15 protein-coding genes and 1 pseudogene are annotated in these 18,879 nt (G+C 69.9%); 15 read left to right on the forward strand and 1 reads right to left on the reverse strand.

Annotated elements, in window-relative coordinates; genetic code table 11:
• The first annotated feature begins 328 nt into the window (after positions 1-328).
• From AB0K60_RS05500 to AB0K60_RS05530, 7 genes are all read left to right on the forward strand, one after another.
• Complete coding sequence (locus AB0K60_RS05500) at positions 329-676, forward strand: hypothetical protein (RefSeq protein ID WP_364048902.1); 348 nt, start codon at positions 329-331, stop codon at positions 674-676.
• A 67-nt stretch (positions 677-743) separates the two neighbouring features.
• The gene (locus AB0K60_RS05505) at positions 744-1,322 is read left to right on the forward strand and encodes a hypothetical protein (RefSeq protein WP_364048904.1); all 579 of its coding nucleotides are present in this window, start codon (positions 744-746) and stop codon (positions 1,320-1,322) included.
• Between the two features lie 167 nt (positions 1,323-1,489).
• Positions 1,490-2,968, forward strand: a complete 1,479-nt coding sequence (gene lysA / locus AB0K60_RS05510; protein ID WP_364048906.1) for a diaminopimelate decarboxylase — start codon at positions 1,490-1,492, stop codon at positions 2,966-2,968.
• Complete coding sequence (locus tag AB0K60_RS05515; protein WP_364048908.1) at positions 2,965-4,296, forward strand: homoserine dehydrogenase; 1,332 nt, start codon at positions 2,965-2,967, stop codon at positions 4,294-4,296. The genes lysA and AB0K60_RS05515 overlap by 4 nt, the downstream gene beginning before the upstream one ends.
• Before the next feature lie 335 nt (positions 4,297-4,631).
• The gene (locus AB0K60_RS05520; protein ID WP_364048910.1) at positions 4,632-5,780 is read left to right on the forward strand and encodes a family 2 glycosyl transferase; all 1,149 of its coding nucleotides are present in this window, start codon (positions 4,632-4,634) and stop codon (positions 5,778-5,780) included.
• Positions 5,777-5,905 carry a hypothetical protein gene (locus AB0K60_RS05525; protein ID WP_364048912.1) on the forward strand — a complete coding sequence of 43 codons (129 nt, stop codon included), beginning with the start codon at positions 5,777-5,779 and terminating at the stop codon, positions 5,903-5,905. The genes AB0K60_RS05520 and AB0K60_RS05525 overlap by 4 nt, the downstream gene beginning before the upstream one ends.
• Positions 5,902-7,695, forward strand: coding sequence for a glycosyltransferase (locus AB0K60_RS05530; protein ID WP_364048914.1), 1,794 nt, complete (start codon positions 5,902-5,904; stop codon positions 7,693-7,695). The genes AB0K60_RS05525 and AB0K60_RS05530 overlap by 4 nt, the downstream gene beginning before the upstream one ends.
• Positions 7,696-7,896: 201 nt before the next feature.
• Here AB0K60_RS05530 and AB0K60_RS05535 read toward each other — a convergent pair whose 3' ends face one another.
• A complete protein-coding gene (locus tag AB0K60_RS05535) occupies positions 7,897-9,474 on the reverse strand; it encodes a glycosyltransferase (RefSeq protein ID WP_364048916.1) in 1,578 nt (525 codons plus the stop codon).
• A gap of 353 nt (positions 9,475-9,827) precedes the next feature.
• Between AB0K60_RS05535 and thrC the strand changes: the two genes are divergently transcribed.
• From thrC to AB0K60_RS05575, 8 genes and pseudogenes are all read left to right on the forward strand, one after another.
• Positions 9,828-10,886, forward strand: a complete 1,059-nt coding sequence (gene thrC, locus AB0K60_RS05540) for a threonine synthase (RefSeq protein ID WP_364048918.1) — start codon at positions 9,828-9,830, stop codon at positions 10,884-10,886.
• A 34-nt stretch (positions 10,887-10,920) separates the two neighbouring features.
• The gene (locus tag AB0K60_RS05545; protein ID WP_364048920.1) at positions 10,921-11,982 is read left to right on the forward strand and encodes a homoserine kinase; all 1,062 of its coding nucleotides are present in this window, start codon (positions 10,921-10,923) and stop codon (positions 11,980-11,982) included.
• A gap of 470 nt (positions 11,983-12,452) precedes the next feature.
• Positions 12,453-14,435: a transcription termination factor Rho gene (rho, locus tag AB0K60_RS05550; protein WP_364048922.1), complete on the forward strand. Its 1,983-nt coding sequence runs from the start codon at positions 12,453-12,455 to the stop codon at positions 14,433-14,435.
• Positions 14,436-14,829: 394 nt separating this feature from the next.
• Positions 14,830-15,042, forward strand: coding sequence for a 50S ribosomal protein L31 (gene rpmE, locus AB0K60_RS05555; RefSeq protein WP_364048924.1), 213 nt, complete (start codon positions 14,830-14,832; stop codon positions 15,040-15,042).
• A 150-nt stretch (positions 15,043-15,192) separates the two neighbouring features.
• Positions 15,193-16,245, forward strand: coding sequence for a peptide chain release factor 1 (gene prfA / locus AB0K60_RS05560; protein WP_364048926.1), 1,053 nt, complete (start codon positions 15,193-15,195; stop codon positions 16,243-16,245).
• Between the two features lie 10 nt (positions 16,246-16,255).
• Positions 16,256-17,110, forward strand: a complete 855-nt coding sequence (gene prmC / locus AB0K60_RS05565; protein WP_364048928.1) for a peptide chain release factor N(5)-glutamine methyltransferase — start codon at positions 16,256-16,258, stop codon at positions 17,108-17,110.
• A 16-nt stretch (positions 17,111-17,126) separates the two neighbouring features.
• A complete protein-coding gene (locus AB0K60_RS05570) occupies positions 17,127-18,107 on the forward strand; it encodes an L-threonylcarbamoyladenylate synthase (RefSeq protein ID WP_364048930.1) in 981 nt (326 codons plus the stop codon).
• A 133-nt stretch (positions 18,108-18,240) separates the two neighbouring features.
• Positions 18,241-18,879, forward strand: a pseudogene (locus tag AB0K60_RS05575) (hypothetical protein); the annotation flags it as partial.

An 18,879-nucleotide genomic window follows, 5' to 3' on the forward strand; every position in this document is an offset into this window, starting at 1 on the left:
CGAGGCCGATTCGGTACGGCGAGGCGACGCGGCGTCGGTACGACGCGAAGCGGGTGGCATGATCCGAGCCTATCCCGCGTCGTCCCCTAACGTGGTCGGACCGCTCGGCCGACCACTCGCTTGTGGCCGTCGCCGCCCTGACCGAGTCGGAACTGCCGCGTCTGCGCAAAAGGCGCGGACCTCAGACCCCGGCCGAGTCGGCTTCCGAGCAGACGCAAGTAGAAACACCGCAGTGAACTGTAAATGTACTGACTGGAGATTGACTGTAGCCCGACGGGAGCTACTCTTTGCAGAGATCCGCAGGATAGGGCGATGCATCACGTGCGCTGTGAGGACTGCTGAGTTGGACTCTACTGGCAGAGTGGGCGATGCGCATTCGCGCATCGCCCACTTGAGAAGGAAAATCATCAACGCATTCGCCGTGAATGCGTCCCTCTTGGCCGCGCTGACGGCATGGATATTCATCTACTTCGCCAGGTCGACACCCTATCCAAACGTCTCGGCCGATGGGGAAGTGGGGTGGATGGCTCTCGCGGCGGCACTAGGCATCCTCGGTGTGCTGTTGGCCGCAATCGCTGTGATTCCTGTGAGGAGATCGCTTGGATCCTGGATTGAATTTACGGTACTGGTCATCGTGAACGGAACCGCCTTGGCGGCTGCGGGGCATGGCAGGTGAGGCGTGTATGAAGAGGAGGTCATGGACTCTGATAAAGATCCTATCTGTGTTCCTTGGTACTGTATTCGTGCTGGTCGGCACGGTGGCCGGAGTTGCCATCTTCGACAGCCCACCCGAGGTGAGGGGTGCGGATGTCGATCCGGTGGAGTTGCTGGCAGAAATGGATGACCTTCCGAAGGTCTCTTTCATCCGTGTCGCAGAAAAGAAGGGAGCGGCTAGTCGCGACCCATACTGGGGTGCGGAAAGCTCTGCGGCGCGAGGCTGGGGAGTTCGCCATGACTACTATCTGTTTGATGAGCGTGTGCTGAAATTCTCCGATGAGGCATCCGCCAAGGCGGAATTTCAGATGGCGCCCTATGGCAGAGTTTTCAATGACTCTATTTACTTGGATATTGTTCGCCCGGTGAACCTGACAGCAGAGGGCCTACGGGCGGACTCTGCATCGTTGGGCTGTATGGACTGGTATGACGAACGGGAGCCAAGCTGTTTCGCCTGGGCCTTCTATGGGAGGTATGGCAGGTACCTGGTTGAGATCACTTTCAGTAGCGACCGTGACCCCGACTTTAAGCGTGGTCTAAGGCAGGACGATTTTCTGATGGTAGTGAAAGGCGTGGATCGGCGGATAGCCGGGTTGGGTATCAACTGATTTCCAAGTGCTGAGCCTGCAGCCGATGCGCCGTCGGCCGACCTGTGCAGGAGGGCTGAAGGGCGTGTCCGCGGTGGCCGCCAGTGGCCTAGGTGCCGGGGAAGGCCGTGTCTCGCCTGGTGGGCATGCGGCGCGGGGGGATCAGCGGGTCGGATAACCTCGTGCGGGTGAGTCGATACGCCCATCCCGCCGGTGACCGGCATGCCGACCTGGTGCCCGAGGAGCGTCCTCCGCAGGTTCCGGCCGACCTGAACGCGCTTGACCCGTCGATCTGGCCGCGAACGTCGGGCCGTACGGATGGGGCGATCACCGTTGCCGGCGTGGACGTCAGGGATCTGGCGCGAGAGTACGGCACGCCGCTGTACGTGATCGACGAAGAGGACTTCCGGTCGCGGTGTCACGACTATCGGGCCGCGTTCTCCGACTCCGATGTCTTCTATGCCGGGAAGGCGTTCCTATGCAAGGAGGCCGCTCGCTGGATCGACCAGGAGGGGCTCGGGCTCGACGTGTGCAGCGTTGGCGAGCTGGCCGTGGCGCTCAGCGTCGGGTTTCCGCCGGAGCGGATCGCGATGCACGGGAACAACAAGTCGGCGGCCGAGCTGGCCAAGGCGGTCGAGGTCGGTGTCGGGCGGATCGTGATCGACTCGTTCGAGGAGATCACGCGGCTGGCGTATCTGACCGATCAGTACAACGGGAACGTGCCCGGTGAACGGGGCAAGCGCTCTCGAGGGTCCGAGGGCGCTGGGGGCAATAAGGGCACTGAGGGCAATAAGGGCGCTGCGGAGGTTCGGCGGCCCAAGGTGCTGATCCGGGTGACGACCGGGGTCGAGGCGCACACGCACGAGTTCATCGCCACGGCGCACGACGACCAGAAGTTCGGGTTCTCGCTGAGCAGCGGGGCCGCGGCCGAGGCGGTGCGGCGGGTGCTGGCGATGCCGCAGCTTGAGCTGGTGGGGCTGCACTCGCACATCGGGTCGCAGATCACCGACACGGCCGGGTTCGAGGTGGCGGCGCGGCGGGTGGCGGCGCTGCTGGTGCAGATCAGGGACGAGCACGGCATCGTGCTGCCGGAGCTGGACCTCGGCGGCGGGTACGGCATCCCGTACGTCGAGGGCGACGAGACGCTCGACGTGAAGATCCTCGCCGAGAGCCTTCGGGAGATCGTGGCCAGGGCGTGCCGAGCGGCCGACCTGCCGGTGCCGCGGCTGACCGTCGAGCCGGGGCGGGGGATCGCCGGGCTCGCGGGGATCACGCTGTACGAGGTCGGCACGGTCAAGGACGTCGAGGGCCTGCGGACGTACGTCAGCGTGGACGGCGGGATGAGCGACAACATTCGCACCGCCCTGTACGGCTCCGAGTACACCTGCCGCCTCGCCTCGCGGGAGAGCGACGCCAAGCCGATGTTGTCGCGGCTGGTCGGCAAGCACTGCGAGAGCGGCGACATGGTCGTGCGCGACCTGTGGCTGCCGGAGGACCTCGTGCCGGGCGACCTGCTCGCGGTCGCGGGGACCGGGGCGTACTGCCGGTCGCTCGCCAACAACTACAACTACCTGCCCAAGCCCGCCGTCGTCGCGGTCCGCGACGGGCGGTCACGGGTGATCATCCGTCGGGAGACCGAAGACGACCTGCTCAGGGGGCAGCTGTGAAACCCGGTGAAGCAGCAGAGAGGAAACCGGCCGCCGAGCGCCGGCCGCTGAGGGTCGCGCTGCTCGGGTGCGGAACGGTGGGCTCCCAGGTGGTGCGGCTGCTGCAGGAGCAGGCCCGCGACCTGGAGGCGCGGGTGGGCGCGCCGCTGGAGCTGGCCGGGGTCGCGGTGCGGCGGCTCGGGCGCAGGCGCGACTTCGAGATCGCCCCCGAACTGCTGACGACCGACGCCGAGGGGCTGGTCACGCGCGACGACGTGGACATCGTCGTGGAGGTCATCGGGGGGATCGAGCCCGCGCGGGCGCTCATCCTCAAGGCGATGGCCGGCGGCAAGTCCGTCGTGACGGCGAATAAGGCGCTGCTGGCCGAGGACGGCGCGACGCTGCACGCGGCGGCACGGCAGCACGGCGTCGATTTGTACTTCGAGGCGAGCGTCGCCGGGGCGATCCCGCTGATCCGGCCGCTGCGCGAGTCGCTGGCGGGCGATCACGTGCGTCGGGTGCTCGGCATCGTCAACGGCACGACCAACTTCATCCTCGACAAGATGGACTCCTCGGGGGCGTCGTTCACGGACGCGCTGGAGGAGGCGCAGTCGCTGGGGTACGCCGAGGCGGACCCGACGGCCGACGTGGAGGGGTTCGACGCGGCGGCGAAGGCGGCCATTCTCGCCGGGATCGCCTTCCACAGCCGGGCGACCGCCGCCGACGTGCACCGCGAGGGCATCACCGAGGTCACCGCGGCCGACGTGGCCGGGGCGGCCGCGATGGGGTACGTGATCAAGCTGCTGGCGATCGCCGCGCGGTCGGACGACGGCCGGTCGTTCGGGGTGCGGGTGCATCCGGCGATGATTCCGCGTACGCATCCGCTGGCCGGGGTGCGCGGGGCGTACAACGCGGTGTTCGTGGAGGCCGAGTCGGCCGGGCGGCTGATGTTCTACGGCGCGGGGGCGGGCGGCCCCGAGACCGCGTCGGCGGTGCTCGGCGACATCGTGGCGGTGGGGCGCAACCGGCTCGCCGGGACGCGGGGGCCGGAGGAGTCCACCTACGCCGACCTGGCCGTGCACTCCATCGGCGAGACGATCACGCGGTACCACGTGTCGCTGGACGTCGCGGACAAGCCGGGCGTTCTCGCCCGGGTCGCCGAGATGTTCGCCAAGCATGATGTGTCCATTCAGACCGTGCGTCAGGAGGGGCACGGCGACGACGCGCAACTCGTCCTCGTCACGCACCGCGCCAGCGACGCGGCGTTGTCGGCGACGATCGAGTCGCTGCGGGAGCTGGACAGCGTGCGCGCGGTCGTCAGCGTCATGCGCGTCGAGGGCGACGACTGAGGCGGGTTCATCCGGGTTCATCTGGGTTCATCTGGGTTCATCTGGGTTCTTCGGGACCGCGAGGCTTGCGGCCGGATGCGTTTACCTTCGCCTGTTCTGCGAGGGGACACCCGATTGACGTCGCCTTCGCGGACGCCGGCGTGAGCGTACGTTCGCAGGATCACGGTCCGTCAGGCCCGGAGCCGCGGACGAGGCGACTGCCGGTGAAGCGCGTGGTCGGCGGGGAGGATGTCCAAATAGTCTGAATCGCCACATGGGCAGGGCTGACTCGTAGATACTGGTTTCCCGCCGTTTCGGCATCGATCGTTCCCGGGACAAAACTTCGAGATCAGTTCATGACAGTCATCTCCAGTACGTCGGCCACGCTGACGCCTCAGGGCTACAAGCGCACCCCCACCATCCCGGACGTGGGCGAGCTGCGCCGCGAGGCGGGCGGCTGGCGGGTGGGGGAGCAGACGCTCGCCGACCCGCTGGGGCCCGACGACATCGCGCGACTGCGGGCGTGGCGAGGGCTGCGGGTGCGCTGGCCGTACAAGGAGGGACGCCAGGAGGCGATGGGGCTGATCACGGCCCTCGCCGCCGCCGGGGTGCCGCTCACCGCCGAGGCCGTGCCGCCGTGGGCGGAGCGCGCCGACCCGGGTCTGGCCGACCTGCTGAGAAGCTGGCCGGAGCCCACGCCCGCCAGGGGCGAGGTCGTACCGGAGGAGCCCGGTGCGGAGCGGTCGACGGCCGATCTGCGGCGTGAGGAGCACAGCGTACGGCTGCGCCGCCACGCCTGGCGCTCGCACGTCGCCGACGCCCCCGTGACGGTCATCATGGCCTCACGGCGGCCGCACTACGTGCGGGGGGCGCTCGCGCAGATCGCCCGGCAGCGCAACGTCGAGCTCCAGCTCGTGCTCGCCCTGCACGGATTCACCGCCGACCTCGTACGGCCCGCCATCCAGGAGTTCCCCCACCCGATCACCGTGCTGGAGGCCGACGCGTCCACCGTGTTCGGCGACGTCCTCGCCCAGGCGGCGGCCCACGCCGACGCGGACCTGATCGCCAAGTGGGACGACGACGACTGGTACGGCCCCGAGCACCTGGCCGACCTGCTGATGACCCGCCTCTACTCGGGCGCGGACGTGGTCGGCACCGCCGCCGAGTTCTTCTACCTGGCCCCGCTCGACGTCACCGTGCGCCGCACCGACTACAGCAGCGAGGTCTGGTCCGACCACGTGGCCGGCGGCACCATCCTGATCGGCCGCTCCACCCTCGCCGAGGCGGGCGGCTTCCAGCCGCTGCCCAAGGGCGTGGACTCGGCCCTGCTCAAAGCGGTCCACGCCGGGGGCGGGCGCATCTACCGCACCCACGGGCTGGGCTACATGCTGCGCAGGTCCGGCGCCGACGAGCACACCTGGCGGCTGCCGCTGGCCCACTTTCTGAGAGTTGCCGCGAACCAGTGGCGCGGTTTCCGGCCAAGCCGAATCATGGAAGCCGTATGACCGAGCGTGCCGGGCGGGTCCGGCGGGATGTCCGCGCGGTCGCGATCGGGCGCTTCGCCCACCCCCGCGCGGCGTCGGCGCAGACGTTTCCGGAGGCCGAGGTGCCCTTGGAGGTAGATCCGTGACACCGCGCATCCGCGGAAATGACTACTCGGCACTCACCCCGCCGAGGATCGGCTCGTGGACGCCGTCGATGCGGGTCAGCGTCGTCATCCCGGCCTACAACAACCAGGCCAAGCTCGACCTGACGCTCGCCGGGCTCGCCGGCCAGACCTACCCGGCGGAGCTGCTGGAGGTCATCGTCGTCGACAACGGCAGCGACCCGCGGCTGACCCTGCCCGAGCTGCGGCCCGCCGGGACCCGCCTGATCCAGTGCGACACGCCGGGCCGGGCGAACGCCCGCAACGCGGGCCTGGCCGCCTCCACCGGCGACGTCATCCACTGGCTCGACTCCGACGTGGTGCTCGACCGCGAGTCCATCGAGGCGCACATGCGCTGGCACCACCTCGCGCCCTACCTGGTCGTCACGGGCTACCTGCGGTTCTCCTCCGCGGAGCTGCCCTCCCCCGACGTGGTCGCCGGCGCCGACGACCTGACCAAGCTGTTCGAGCCGAGCGAGCCGCACGAGTGGATCGTGGACCTGGTGGAGCGCACCGGCGGCCTGCGGCAGCAGGCGCACCGCACGTTCAGCCTGCACATCGGCGGCGCCACGTCGGTCAACGCGCGGCTGCTCGACGTGGCCGGGCCGATGGACGACAAGCTGTTCCTCGGCCAGGACACCGAGATGGGGTACCGGCTCGCGCAGGCGGGCGCGGCCTTCATCCCCGAGCCGCTCGCCCGCGGCTACCACCTCGGGCCCACGATGCGGATGCGCGACAAGGAGCCGATCACCCGGGTCAGCCACGCGTTCATCGCCGACCGCATCCCGCAGTACCGGTGGCTGCGCTCGCATCCCGGCCGGCAGTGGCTGGTGCCGTACGTGGAGCTGGTCGTGGACGCCGACGGCGCGTCGTACGAGGACGTGCGCGCCACCGTGGACGCCGCCCTCGCCGGCACGCTGCCCGACGTCGGCGTCGTCATCACCGGCCCGTGGGACACGCTGACGCCCGAACGCCGCGCCCCGCTCACCGACCCCCGCCTCGACCTCGCCCTCATCCACGGCCACTACCTGCACGAAGGCCGGGTACGGCTGGCGCGCGAGGCCGGGCCGACCAAGGCGCCCTTCCGGCTGCGCGTCCCCGCCGGATGGGTGCCGGGCGAGGACACGATCGCCCGCCTGGTGGACCTGGCCGTCGACGACGGCTACGGCCTGATCTCCGTCCTGCTGGCGGAACGCCCGGTCGAGCTCGGCCGCGTCGAGAGCGCCCTCGGCAGGACCGGCGGCACCGGCGCGAACGTCACGAACGGCACGAACAACGCGACCGGCACGAACAATGCGAACGGTGCGAACGGCGTGGAGTCCGACGCGGGACGCGGCATCGTGTCCGCCCGGCTGGAGCGCACCGCCGCGTTCGCCAGAGCCGAGATCGCCCGGGAGGAGGACGAGGACGTCGTCGACGTCGTCGAGGACACCTTCGGCACGATCTGGGTGGACGGCGAGACCTACGGCTTCCTCCCCGCCGCCGACGCCCCCAAGATCAGAGGCCGCCGCAGCACCTACCGCGCCCTGCAGGACGCCGAGGCCGAGGTGGCCCGCCTCACCAAGGAGGTCGAACGCCTCAAGGGCCAGGTCGGCAAGTGGCGCGAGGAGGCCGCCCGCTGGCGCAAGAACGCCGTCGAGTTCCGCCGCGAGATCGGCGCCCTGCGCAAGGAGCTCGGTGCCCTGCGCAAGTCCGGCGGCTTCCGCTCCGCCGTCAAACGCCTGCCGCTGGCCGCGTACGCCAAGCGCGCCGTCACCCGCAAGCCGAAAACCTGAAGGCGGATCGCCGGCGCCGGCCGATCAGATGGCGCCCTTCGTGGAGAGCACGCGGGACGACGTCAGAGGCATGATCGAGGTCTTCGACGAGAGCGCCGATCGGCCGACGATGGCGATCCGGTAAGGCGATCCGGTAAGGCGATCCGGTAAGCGATCCGGTAAGCGATCCGGTAAGCGATCCGGTATGACGCGCCGCCGGGCTCAGGGCCGCTGCTCGCGGATGGTCCCGCGCAGGCGGGTGAGCAGCGACCTCTTCTTCGGGGCGGCGTCGGCCGCGGGAGCGCCGGAAACCTTGGGCGGAGCGGCCGGCTTCTCCTGCGCGGCGGGCTTGGACGCCGCCGGCTTGGGCGCGGCGGGCTTGCCCCCGGCCGGGGCGGCACCGGGCTCGGGCGGCCAGAAGTCGGTCATTTCGGCATGCCGTACGCCGTGGGTGGCGTCGATCACCTCGTCGAGGTCGTCGCCGGGCGCGGCGAGCAGCCGGGCGCGGTTGACGGCGTCGGTGCGCTCCAGGCGGGCGGTGCGGTCGTCCGGCAGGGCGACGACGAGGACGCCGAGCGGCCGGTCCGCGGTCATCACCTTGATCATGCGCTCCAGCGTGTCGCGCCCGAGCGGCACGTCGACCGGACCCGTGTAGCGGTAGGGCGTGGGCCAAGGCGTGTCGGCGGGCTCGTCGGCGAGCCGTACCCGGTCGTCGTCGGCGAACCCCGAACGCAGCAGCCGCAGCTCGAAGTCGGGGTCGTCGAGCACCGAGTGCCGTCCGGCGGGCAGCTTGGACCACGGCGCGACCAGCGTGACGACGACGTCGGGCAGCGAGCCGTCGAGCGCCGCGTTCGCCGCCGCCCGCACCTGCGGCTCGGTGGACTCGCCGACCTCGTACACCACCTCGACATAGGGGACCAGCCACCGCCGCCCGCGCTCCTTGCGCAGATCCCGGCGCATCGGAATGCGATGGGCGAGGTACGGCTCGACGGACCGGACCGTGCGCTCCCGGTTGACCCGCTGCGCGGGCAGCCCCAGATGCACGGCCCTGGCCGCCAGATCGGGCACGAACACGACCCCGGCCATCGCCAGCCGGTACGCGAACTCGGTGTCCGACCCCCGCAGCACGTCCGCGTCGAGGCCCCCCACCCGCGCGTACAGCCACCGCCGCAGCGACAGCGTCGGACCGGTGCAGTTGTGATAGGGGTTCTTCGCCGCCTTCAGACCGTCAAGCTTGCGGATCGTCTCCTCGGTCGAGCTCGGAATCGCCGCCGACAGGTCGAACAACTCGCCGAGCGCGTCCCGGGCGACCGCGTCGCGCACCTGCTCGGCGGTCACGTCCGCGGGCTCCTCGACGAAGTGCTTGCCCCCGATCGTCACCACGTAGTCGGTGAGGTGATGCCAGCGCAGCAGCGCCTCCAGATGCTCGGCGCAGATCACCATGTCCGAGTCGAGCCGCTGGATGATGTCGCCCTCGGCCTGCGCGGCGCCGGTGTTGAGGGCGTGCGCGATGCCCCACCCGCCCGGCGCGGACGGGACGATCCGGGTGTTCTCCGGCCTGATCTCCGGCAGCCGCAGCGGCGGCTCGGTGCCGTCGTCGACGACGATGACCTCGGTCAGCGACGCCGGGTACGTCTGCGCGGACAACGCGGCGAGGGTCAGATCGAGCTGCCGCTGCGACCGCGAGGGGATGACCACGCTCACCGTCAGCTCGGGGGTCCAGGCCCCGATTTCGGGCGGTGTCAACGGGGAGTAGTCGTTGTGCCGAATCCTCGGTCGCGCCCGCTCCCGCTCACCCATGCGTGTGCTCCTCGTTACACTCCGGCCGAGATCCAGAACTGTAGTGCATCGAAAACCGGCCCGAAGGCCGACTCATACGTCCCTGATGTCCATTTAGTGGACCTCCCATCCTGCGAATGTCGCCCGTAGGTCGTAGACTCTTTGCGCAACACCGCAGGTAACGGCGGGGCGAGTCGGGTCACAGCGACGGGACGGCGGCGTGAGGGGGGCGCCGGCCCGCCGAGGCCCGAGCGGCCACGACCGCGAATACGATCGATCATGGCGTATCGGGCGGAGCGGTGGAGTCCGAACATCGCAACAAATACCGCACTGGACAGCAATGGCGGCGATTCGCCGCGCACGGGAGGAGCACCATGGCCAGGGGCTGGCGTGGAGTCATCGAGGAGTACCGCGACCGGCTTCCGGTGACCGCCAAGACGCCCGTGGTGACCCTGCTCGAGGGCGGCACGCCGCTGCTGCCCGCGCCGCGGCTGTCCCAGCTCACCGGCTGCGAGGTGTTCCTCAAGATCGAGGGCCTCAACCCCACCGGCAGTTTCAAGGACCGCGGCATGACCATGGCCATCAGCAAGGCCGTCGAGGCCGGGGCCAAGGCCGTCATCTGCGCCTCCACCGGCAACACCAGCGCCTCGGCCGCCGCCTACGCCGTGCGTGCCGGGCTGACCTGCGCGGTGCTCGTGCCGCGGGGCAAGATCGCGATGGGCAAGCTCGCGCAGGCCCTGGTGCACGGCGCCAAGCTGCTCCAGGTCGACGGCTCCTTCGACGACTGCCTGGAGATGACCAGGAAACTGTCGGAGAGCTTCCCGATCGCCCTGGTCAACTCCGTCAACCCGCACCGGCTGGAGGGCCAGAAGACCGCCTCCTTCGAGATCGTCGACGTGCTCGGCGACGCCCCCGACGTGCACTGCCTGCCCGTCGGCAACGCCGGTAACATCTCCGCGTACTGGATGGGATACAAAGAGTATCTACGCGACGGGGTCGCCACCGCGGCCCCGCGCATGCTCGGCTTCCAGGCCAGCGGCGCCGCACCGATCGTGACCGGCGCCCCGGTGACCCACCCGCACACGATCGCCACCGCGATCAGGATCGGGAACCCGGCCTCCTGGAAGCTCGCCGTGGCCGCGCGGGACGAGTCGGGCGGCGACATCCAGTCCGTCACCGACCGCCAGATCGCCGCGGCGTACAAGCTGCTCGCCCAGGAGGAGGGGGTGTTCGTCGAGCTCGCCTCCGCCGCCAGCGTCGCCGGCCTGCTCCAGGCCCGCGACCGTGAGCTGGTACGGCCCGGCGAGCGCGTGGTGTGCACGGTGACCGGCAACGGCCTGAAGGACCCCGACTGGGCCATCGCCGGCGCGCCCGCCCCGGTGACCATCCCCATCGACCCGCACGCGGCCGCCGCCGCGCTCGAACTCGCATGATCCTCGGCGCCTGGTGAAGAGAGTCCGGTGATGCATGAGCAGTAGCAAGGTCCTCGTTCGTGTGCCCGCGACGAGCGCCAACCTGGGGCCGGGCTACGACGCCCTCGGCCTGGCGCTCGACCTGCACGACGAGGTCGAGGCGGCCCTCTGCGACGAACCCGGGGACGGGCCGCGCGCGACGAGCACCCGCATCGAGGTCGAGGGGGAGGGCGCGGGGGAACTGGACGACGGGGAGGGCCATCTGATCGTCACGACGATGCGGACGGCGTTCGACCGCATGGGGGTTCCGCAGCCCCGGGGCATCCGGCTCCGGTGCGTCAACCGGATCCCGCACGCGCGCGGCCTCGGCTCCTCGTCGGCCGCGATCTGCGCGGGCATCCTCGCCGCGCGGGCGCTGGCGGTGCCGTACGCGGCGCGGGCCGATCCTCACGCCGTCGGCGAACACGGCGGTCGGCGGGAGGGCCCGGCATCGGGGGAAGGCGTGACGTCCTACAGTACGGGGACCTCGGGGGAGGCATTGGCGGCCGGCGCGGAGCTGCTCTCGGACGACGAGGTGTTCGCGCTGGCCAACGAGCTGGAAGGGCACCCCGACAACGTGGCGCCCTGTCTGTCGGGCGGGCTCACCATCGCGTGGCTCGACCACGACGGCAGGCCGGGTAAGGTGAGATTGAACCCGCATGAAGGCATCCGCCCGGTGGTGTGCATTCCCAGGCAGCGGTTGTCGACGGAACACGCGCGTGGACTGCTTCCCAAGGATGTGCCACACTCCGACGCGGCGGCCAACGCAGGGCGGGCCGCGCTTCTCGTAGCGGCGTTGACCCAGCGGCCGGATCCACGGTTGCTGCTCGCCGCCACCGAAGACCGGCTCCATCAGAACTACCGTGCGCCTGCGATGCCGCAGACCATGGATCTGGTAAAACTTCTGCGCGCGAAGGGTCTGCCCGCGGTCGTCTCGGGCGCGGGTCCCACCGTTCTCGTGTTTGCGACGGCGAATACGCAGGATTTGATCGCACCAGAAGTGGGTAATGACTGGCTTATCCAGCCACTGAACGTCGATCCAGTCGGCTCGTTCGTTCAGTTTCCCGAGACACGCTGAAATCTCTTCGACCTTCAGGGAATAGCCGTGTGCGCTGGTGATGTTAGGCTGATAGCCGCACCAGATGCCCCCGTGCCGGGCGCGTGCTTGTCAGCCCTACATTGCCGCTCCATACTTGCGATGCCTGTGCCCGCAGGTTTGGGCGGTACGGCGGTCTTCCTGAATCCGTTGCCTCCGGTTGGGCCACATCCGGTTGGCACTCCGCGAGGCGGCGAAATCAGAGACGTGCGCGTTCGGATCACCCTGACATCTGGTCGGCGGCAATCAGCCGGGGGGTCACCCCCGAGCCTCAGAAGCTCGCGGATCAGGGCGGTGACGGCGACGAGCCGGTTCGACTCCAACGCACCGGTCTCCGGCGCCTCCAACCACCTCAGTAATTCGCGAATCCCGACCCGGTCTGTCCCGCCGGGTCGCATCACCGGGACGCATGGCTGATCAAGCCGGCGCCCGACCCCTGGGAAGGACCCTTAGTGAGCGACACCACCGAACTCCTCACCGACGCCTCAGGCTCAACGCCGCAGCAGGCCGCCGGCGACACCCCCACCCGCGCCACCAGCCGGCGCCGTCGCTCCGGCACCGGCCTGTCCGCCATGCTGCTGCCCGAGCTGCAGCGGCTCGCGTCGAGCCTTGGCATCAGCGGTACTGGGCGGATGCGCAAGAGCCAGCTCATCGCGGCCATTCAGGAGAAGCAGGGCGTCACGGCCGACGGTTCCGCCTCCGCCGCGCCCGAGGCCGCCGCGCCCGCGGTGAAGAGCGAGCCCGCGGCCGAGTCGAAGGCCGAGATTAAGACCGAGCCCAAGATCGAGCCCAAGGCCGCGCCCGAAGCGAAGGCGGAGAAGGCCGAGACCCGCGAGCGGCCCGCCCGTGGCCGCCGGGAGCGGGTCCGCGCCGTCGCCGAGCCCGCGCCCGAGGCCCAGGAGCAGATTCCGCTTGACGGCGCCGTCGCCGAGAGCGCGCCCGCCGAGAGCCCGGCCGAGAGCGCGCCCGCCGTCGCCGACCAGGGCGAGACCGGCCAGGGCGAGGCCCGCGCCGAGCGTGGCGAGTTCCGCCGCGACCGCCGCGGCCGGGGCGAGCGCAACGACCGCCGCGAGCGCAACGACCGCAATGACCGGAACGACCGCGGTGACCGCAATGACCGCGGTGACCGTACCGACCGGGGCGAGACGCGCACCGAGCAGCGGCCCGTCGCCGCCGACGCCGGCGAGAACCGCGGCCAGCAGGGCGACGACGACCGCCGGGGCCGCCGCGGCCGGTTCCGCGAGCGCAACCGCCGCGGCCGCGACCGCTACGGCGACAGCGAGCCGATGATCGGCGAGGACGACGTCCTCATCCCGATCGCCGGCATCCTCGACATCCTCGACAACTACGCGTTCGTGCGCACCAGCGGCTACCTGCCGGGCGCCAACGACGTGTACGTGTCCCTCGCCCAGATCCGCCGCCACGGCCTGCGCAAGGGCGACGTGATCACCGGCGCGGTGCGCCAGCCGCGCGAGGGCGAGAAGCGCGAGAAGTTCAACGCGCTGGTCCGCCTCGACACCGTCAACGGCATGGACCCCGAGCAGGCCAAGCACCGGCCCGAGTTCAACAAGCTGACGCCCCTGTACCCGCAGGAGCGGCTGCGCCTGGAGACCGAGCCGAACATCCTGACCACCCGGATCATCGACCTGGTCGCCCCCATCGGCAAGGGCCAGCGCGGTCTCATCGTCTCGCCGCCGAAGGCCGGTAAGACGATGGTGCTGCAGGCGATCGCCAACGCGATCACCCGCAACAACCCCGAGTGCCACCTGATGGTCGTCCTCGTCGACGAGCGTCCGGAAGAGGTCACCGACATGCAGCGGTCGGTGAAGGGCGAGGTCATCCACTCGACCTTCGACCGTCCCGCCGAGGACCACACCACGGTCGCCGAACTCGCCATCGAGCGCGCCAAGCGCCTGGTGGAGCTGGGCCACGACGTGGTCGTGCTGCTGGACTCGATCACCCGCCTGGGCCGCGCCTACAACCTGGCCGCCCCGGCCTCCGGGCGCATCCTGTCCGGCGGTGTCGACTCCACCGCGCTCTACCCGCCCAAGCGCTTCTTCGGCGCCGCCCGCAACATCGAGAACGGCGGCTCCCTGACGATCCTCGCCACCGCGCTGGTGGAGACCGGCTCCAAGATGGACGAGGTCATCTTCGAGGAGTTCAAGGGCACCGGCAACGCCGAGCTGAAGCTCAACCGCTCCCTCGCCGACAAGCGCATCTTCCCCGCCGTCGACGTCGACGCCTCCGGCACCCGCAAGGAGGAGATCCTCATGTCGCCGGAGGAGCTGAACATCGTCTGGAAGCTGCGCCGGGTGCTGCACGCGCTCGACATGCAGCAGGCGCTTGAGCTGCTCTTGGACCGGATGAAGGAGACCAAGTCCAACGCGGAGTTCCTGCTCCAGGTCCAGAAGACCACGGTCTCCGACCGCGACTGACAAGTCCGCACCGCCTCGCCGGGCCGTCCCTCTCGGGGCGGCCCGGCGACGGCGTGCGGGCACGTGGCGTCGGCCGACGTCACATCGTCCGGTTGCGCCGCGGGCTCGCACCGCGGACCCGTGTCGTCACCGTGTTGCCCCGCCGGGCCGTACCTCCGAGTGCCGCGATGGCGCTGAGGCGTGCGGTGCGGTCGGCGCCGCGGGCACGGAGGCTGACGACGGCTCATCGCGCAGCCGTCTGGAAGATCGAATTGGGTCGGCGACCGCGCCGGAATACCATCTGGCCTGGGCGGGTTACAACATCTGGCACACTGGTAGCCGAACCGCAGCGGTACCGGTTCACGTCCCCCACCTTCGGACGACCCGGCGACCGCCCGATGCGAGAGGAAGAATCATGAAGGCCGATATTCACCCGGATTACGTCGTCACGCAGGTGACCTGCACGTGCGGCAACAGCTTCACCACCCGCAGCACCGCGAAGAACGGCGTGATCCACGCCGACGTGTGCTCGGCCTGCCACCCGTTCTACACGGGCAAGCAGAAGATCCTGGACACCGGCGGCAGGGTCGCCCGCTTCGAGAAGCGGTTCGGGAAGAAGTCCAAGTAGCTGCTTTCACGACGCCGGCTCGGAATCGCCCCTTTTCTTCGGGGGCGTGCCCGGGTCGGCGTTCGTCGTGATCGGGCGTCCTGATCGCAGGTGCGGCGATCGGGTGCGAGGTGTGAACGTTGTCGGTTGAGGTGCTGCAAAGGAGGCACGGTGAATCTCGACGAGCTGCTCGGTGAGTACGCGGAGCTTGAGGCCAAGCTCGCCGACCCCTCCGTGCACGCGGACCAGAACCAGGCGCGCACCCTCGGCAGGCGGTACGCGACGCTGACGCCGATCGTGACCACCTACCGGGAGCTGGAGGGCGTCCGGGAGGACCTGGCCGCGGCCAAGGAGCTCGCCGCGGAGGACCCCGCGTTCGCGGACGAGGCGGCCGAGCTGGAAAGCCGCATCGGCCCGCTGGAGCAGCGGCTCAGGCACCTGCTCATCCCGCGCGACCCGAACGACGACAAGGACATCCTGCTGGAGATCAAGGCGGGCGAGGGCGGCGAGGAGTCCGCCCTGTTCGCCGGCGACCTGCTGCGCATGTACCTGCGCTACGCCGAGCGCGTCGGCTGGAAGACCGAGGTCATCGACTCCCAGCCGTCCGATCTCGGCGGATACAAGGACGTCACGATCGCCATCAAGGCCAAGGGCGACGAGGGCGTGTGGTCCAAGCTCAAGTTCGAGGGCGGCGTGCACCGCGTGCAGCGCGTGCCGGTGACCGAGTCGCAGGGCCGCATCCACACCAGCGCGGCGGGCGTGCTCGTCTACCCCGAGGCCGAGGAGGTCGACGTCCAGATCGACCCCAACGATCTGCGCATCGACGTGTTCCGGTCCAGCGGCCCGGGCGGCCAGAGCGTCAACACCACCGACTCGGCGGTCCGCATCACCCACCTGCCCACGGGCGTCGTCGTCTCCTGCCAGAACGAGAAGAGCCAGTTGCAGAACCGGGAGGCGGCGCTGCGCATCCTGCGCGCCCGCCTGCTCGCCATCGCGCAGGAGGAGGCCGACGCGGCGGCCTCGGCCGAACGCCGGTCCCAGGTGCGCACGGTCGACCGTTCCGAGCGCATCCGCACCTACAACTTCCCCGAGAACCGCATTTCGGACCACCGCGTCGGGTTCAAGGCCTACAACCTCGACCAGGTGCTGGACGGCGACCTGAGCGCGGTGATACAGGCATTGCTCGACGCCGAGATGGCGGAGAAGCTCGCCGCCCATTCGTGAGAAGCACCACATGACGCTGCTGCTGGACGAGATCGCACTCGCCACCGCCAGGCTCGCGGAGGCGGGTGTGCCCTCGCCGCGCACCGACGCCGAGGAAATCGCGGCATTCGTCCACGGCGTACGGCGCAGCGAGCTGCACACCGTCCGCGACGCCGACTTCGACGCCTTGTTCTGGGAGGGCATCGCCCGCCGCGAGGCCCGCGAGCCCCTCCAGCACATCACCGGCCGGGCGTACTTCCGCTACCTGTCGCTGGAGGTCGGCCCCGGCGTGTTCGTCCCGCGCCCGGAGACCGAGGTCGTGGCTGGTTGGGCGATCGACCGCCTGCGTGAGATGGACGTCGCCAACCCCCTCGTCGTCGACCTCGGCACCGGCTCGGGCGCGATCGCGCTGTCGATCGCCCAGGAGGTCGCGCTGTCGGAGGTGCACGCCGTCGAGGTCGACCCCGACGCGTACGGCTGGGCGAAACGCAACATCGTCGAACTGGGCCAAGGCCGCGTCCACCTGCACCCGGAGGACCTCAACGACTGCCTGCCCGAGCTCGACGGCCGCGTCGACCTGGTCATCTCCAACCCGCCCTACATCCCGCCCGGCGCGATCCCGCGCGACCCCGAGGTACGCGACTTCGATCCCGCCCGCGCGCTCTACGGCTCCGGCGAGGATGGCCTCGGCGAGGTGCGCGCCGTCGAGCGCACCGCCCGCCGGCTGCTGCGCCCGGGCGGCCTCGTCGCCGTCGAGCACGCCGACGAGCAGGGCACCGCCGTCTACTGGCTGTTCCCCGAGGAGTACGGCTGGCGCGACGTGCGCAACCACCAGGACCTGACGGGGCGGGACCGCTTCGTGACGGCCAGATTCGGCCAGGACTGAAAGGATCGTCCTTCAAGTGAGCGAGCGAAACGAGCCGGCCGCCGACGCCGCCAAGCCCACCGACGACCGCGACGAGCAGGCGAGGCCGAACCGATCGCCCTCCGACGCCGCCAAGCCGACCGAAAGCCGCGCTGACCAGGCGAAGCAGGGCGGGTCGGCCTCCGACGCCGCCGCCGCGAGCGGCGACGAGCAGAACGCGAAGCGGCAGGACGCGCAGAAGCCTGGCGAGGAAAAGCCTGGCGAGGAAAAGCCAGGCGCCGAAAAGCAGGACGTGGACAAGCCTGGCGAGGACACGTCGGATTCGGTCGTCGATGAGGACGGGGAACCGGACAAGGCGCTGCCCGCTGAGGAGATCCGGCGATACGACTGCTCCGTGCCGGAGCAGCGGACGGCGGGGCTCGCGGATGCGGCCTCCGCGATCCGCCAGGGCAAGCTGGTGGTCATCCCCACCGACACGGTCTACGGAATCGGCGCCGACGCCTTCACTCCGTCGGCCGTCAACGCGCTGCTGGCCGCCAAGGGACGTGGCCGGGACATGCCGGTCCCCGTACTGGTGGGCACCGTCAGGGCCGCGACCGCGCTCATCGACGACCTCGGGCTCTACGGCCAGGACCTGATCGACCATTTCTGGCCGGGTCCGCTGACCATCATCTGCCACGCCGGCCGCTCGCTGCGCTGGGACCTGGGCGACACCAAGGGCACCGTCGCCGTACGCATGCCCCTCCACCCGATCGCCCTTGAGCTGCTGAAGGACACCGGCCCGATGGCCGTCAGCAGCGCCAACCGCTCGGGAGCCCCTGCCGCGCGGACCGCCGCCGAGGCAGAGGAGCAGCTCGGCGCGTCCGTCGCCGTCTACCTCGACGGAGGCCCCTGCACCGACGCGATCCCCTCCACCATCGTGGATCTCACCACGCCGGTGCCTCGAGTGCTCCGCAAGGGCGCCATTACGGTGGAGAAGCTGAAGGGCGTCGTCGGTTACGTCGCCACCGACGAGTGAGGACGGGCCCGGAACAGTGGCGTACCCGGTGCGGACCGGGGATCATCCAGCCATGCCGTCTAGCTATCTCGCCCAGTGAGGAAGAGGCCTCCCGGCTAGCGTGAAAGCGCTGCTCACCTAAGCGGGAGACGGTATGCCCAAGTTGGACGGGATGAATCCGCAACTGGTCCGCCAGCTCTTGACCGAGCTTCAGCAGGCCGCGAAGAAGATGCGCGCTGCCGACGCCCGAGTCGCCCAACTGCTGAGCTCGGCCGGCGTGCCTCTGCATACCAGTCATCGCCCGTCCCAGGTGGCCGACGCCGCCGACGACATGATCCGCGACGTCAAGACCCGGCTGGCCGCCTTGGAGAAGGAGGAGAAGCAGAAGAAGCCCGGCTCCACGACTCCCGACTCCATGGGCGGCAAGAAGCCCTCAGACGACCCCAAACCGCAACCAGGCGAGTCCGATAAGTCTGATCACGGGAAGGGTTCGGGCGCCGCTGAGTCCGGCAAATCCGCATCTGGCAAGGATTCGGGTGCCGGTGGCGGTAAGGGGGGCGAGGCGGACAAGTCCAATCCTGGCTCCGGTGCCGGTGGTGACAAGGGCGGCGAGTCCAAGCCTGATTCGGGCAAGGATTCGGGTGCCGGTGGGGAGAAGGGCGGCGACGGCAAGTCCGATTCGGGTAAGGGCTCGGACGCCGGTGGCGGTAAGGGGGGCGAGGCGGACAAGTCCAATCCTGGCTCCGGTGCCGGTGGTGACAAGGGCGGCGAGTCCAAGCCTGATTCGGGCAAG

It is taken from the genome of Thermopolyspora sp. NPDC052614 (genome assembly GCF_040678635.1).
Lineage (GTDB): Bacteria > Actinomycetota > Actinomycetes > Streptosporangiales > Streptosporangiaceae > Thermopolyspora.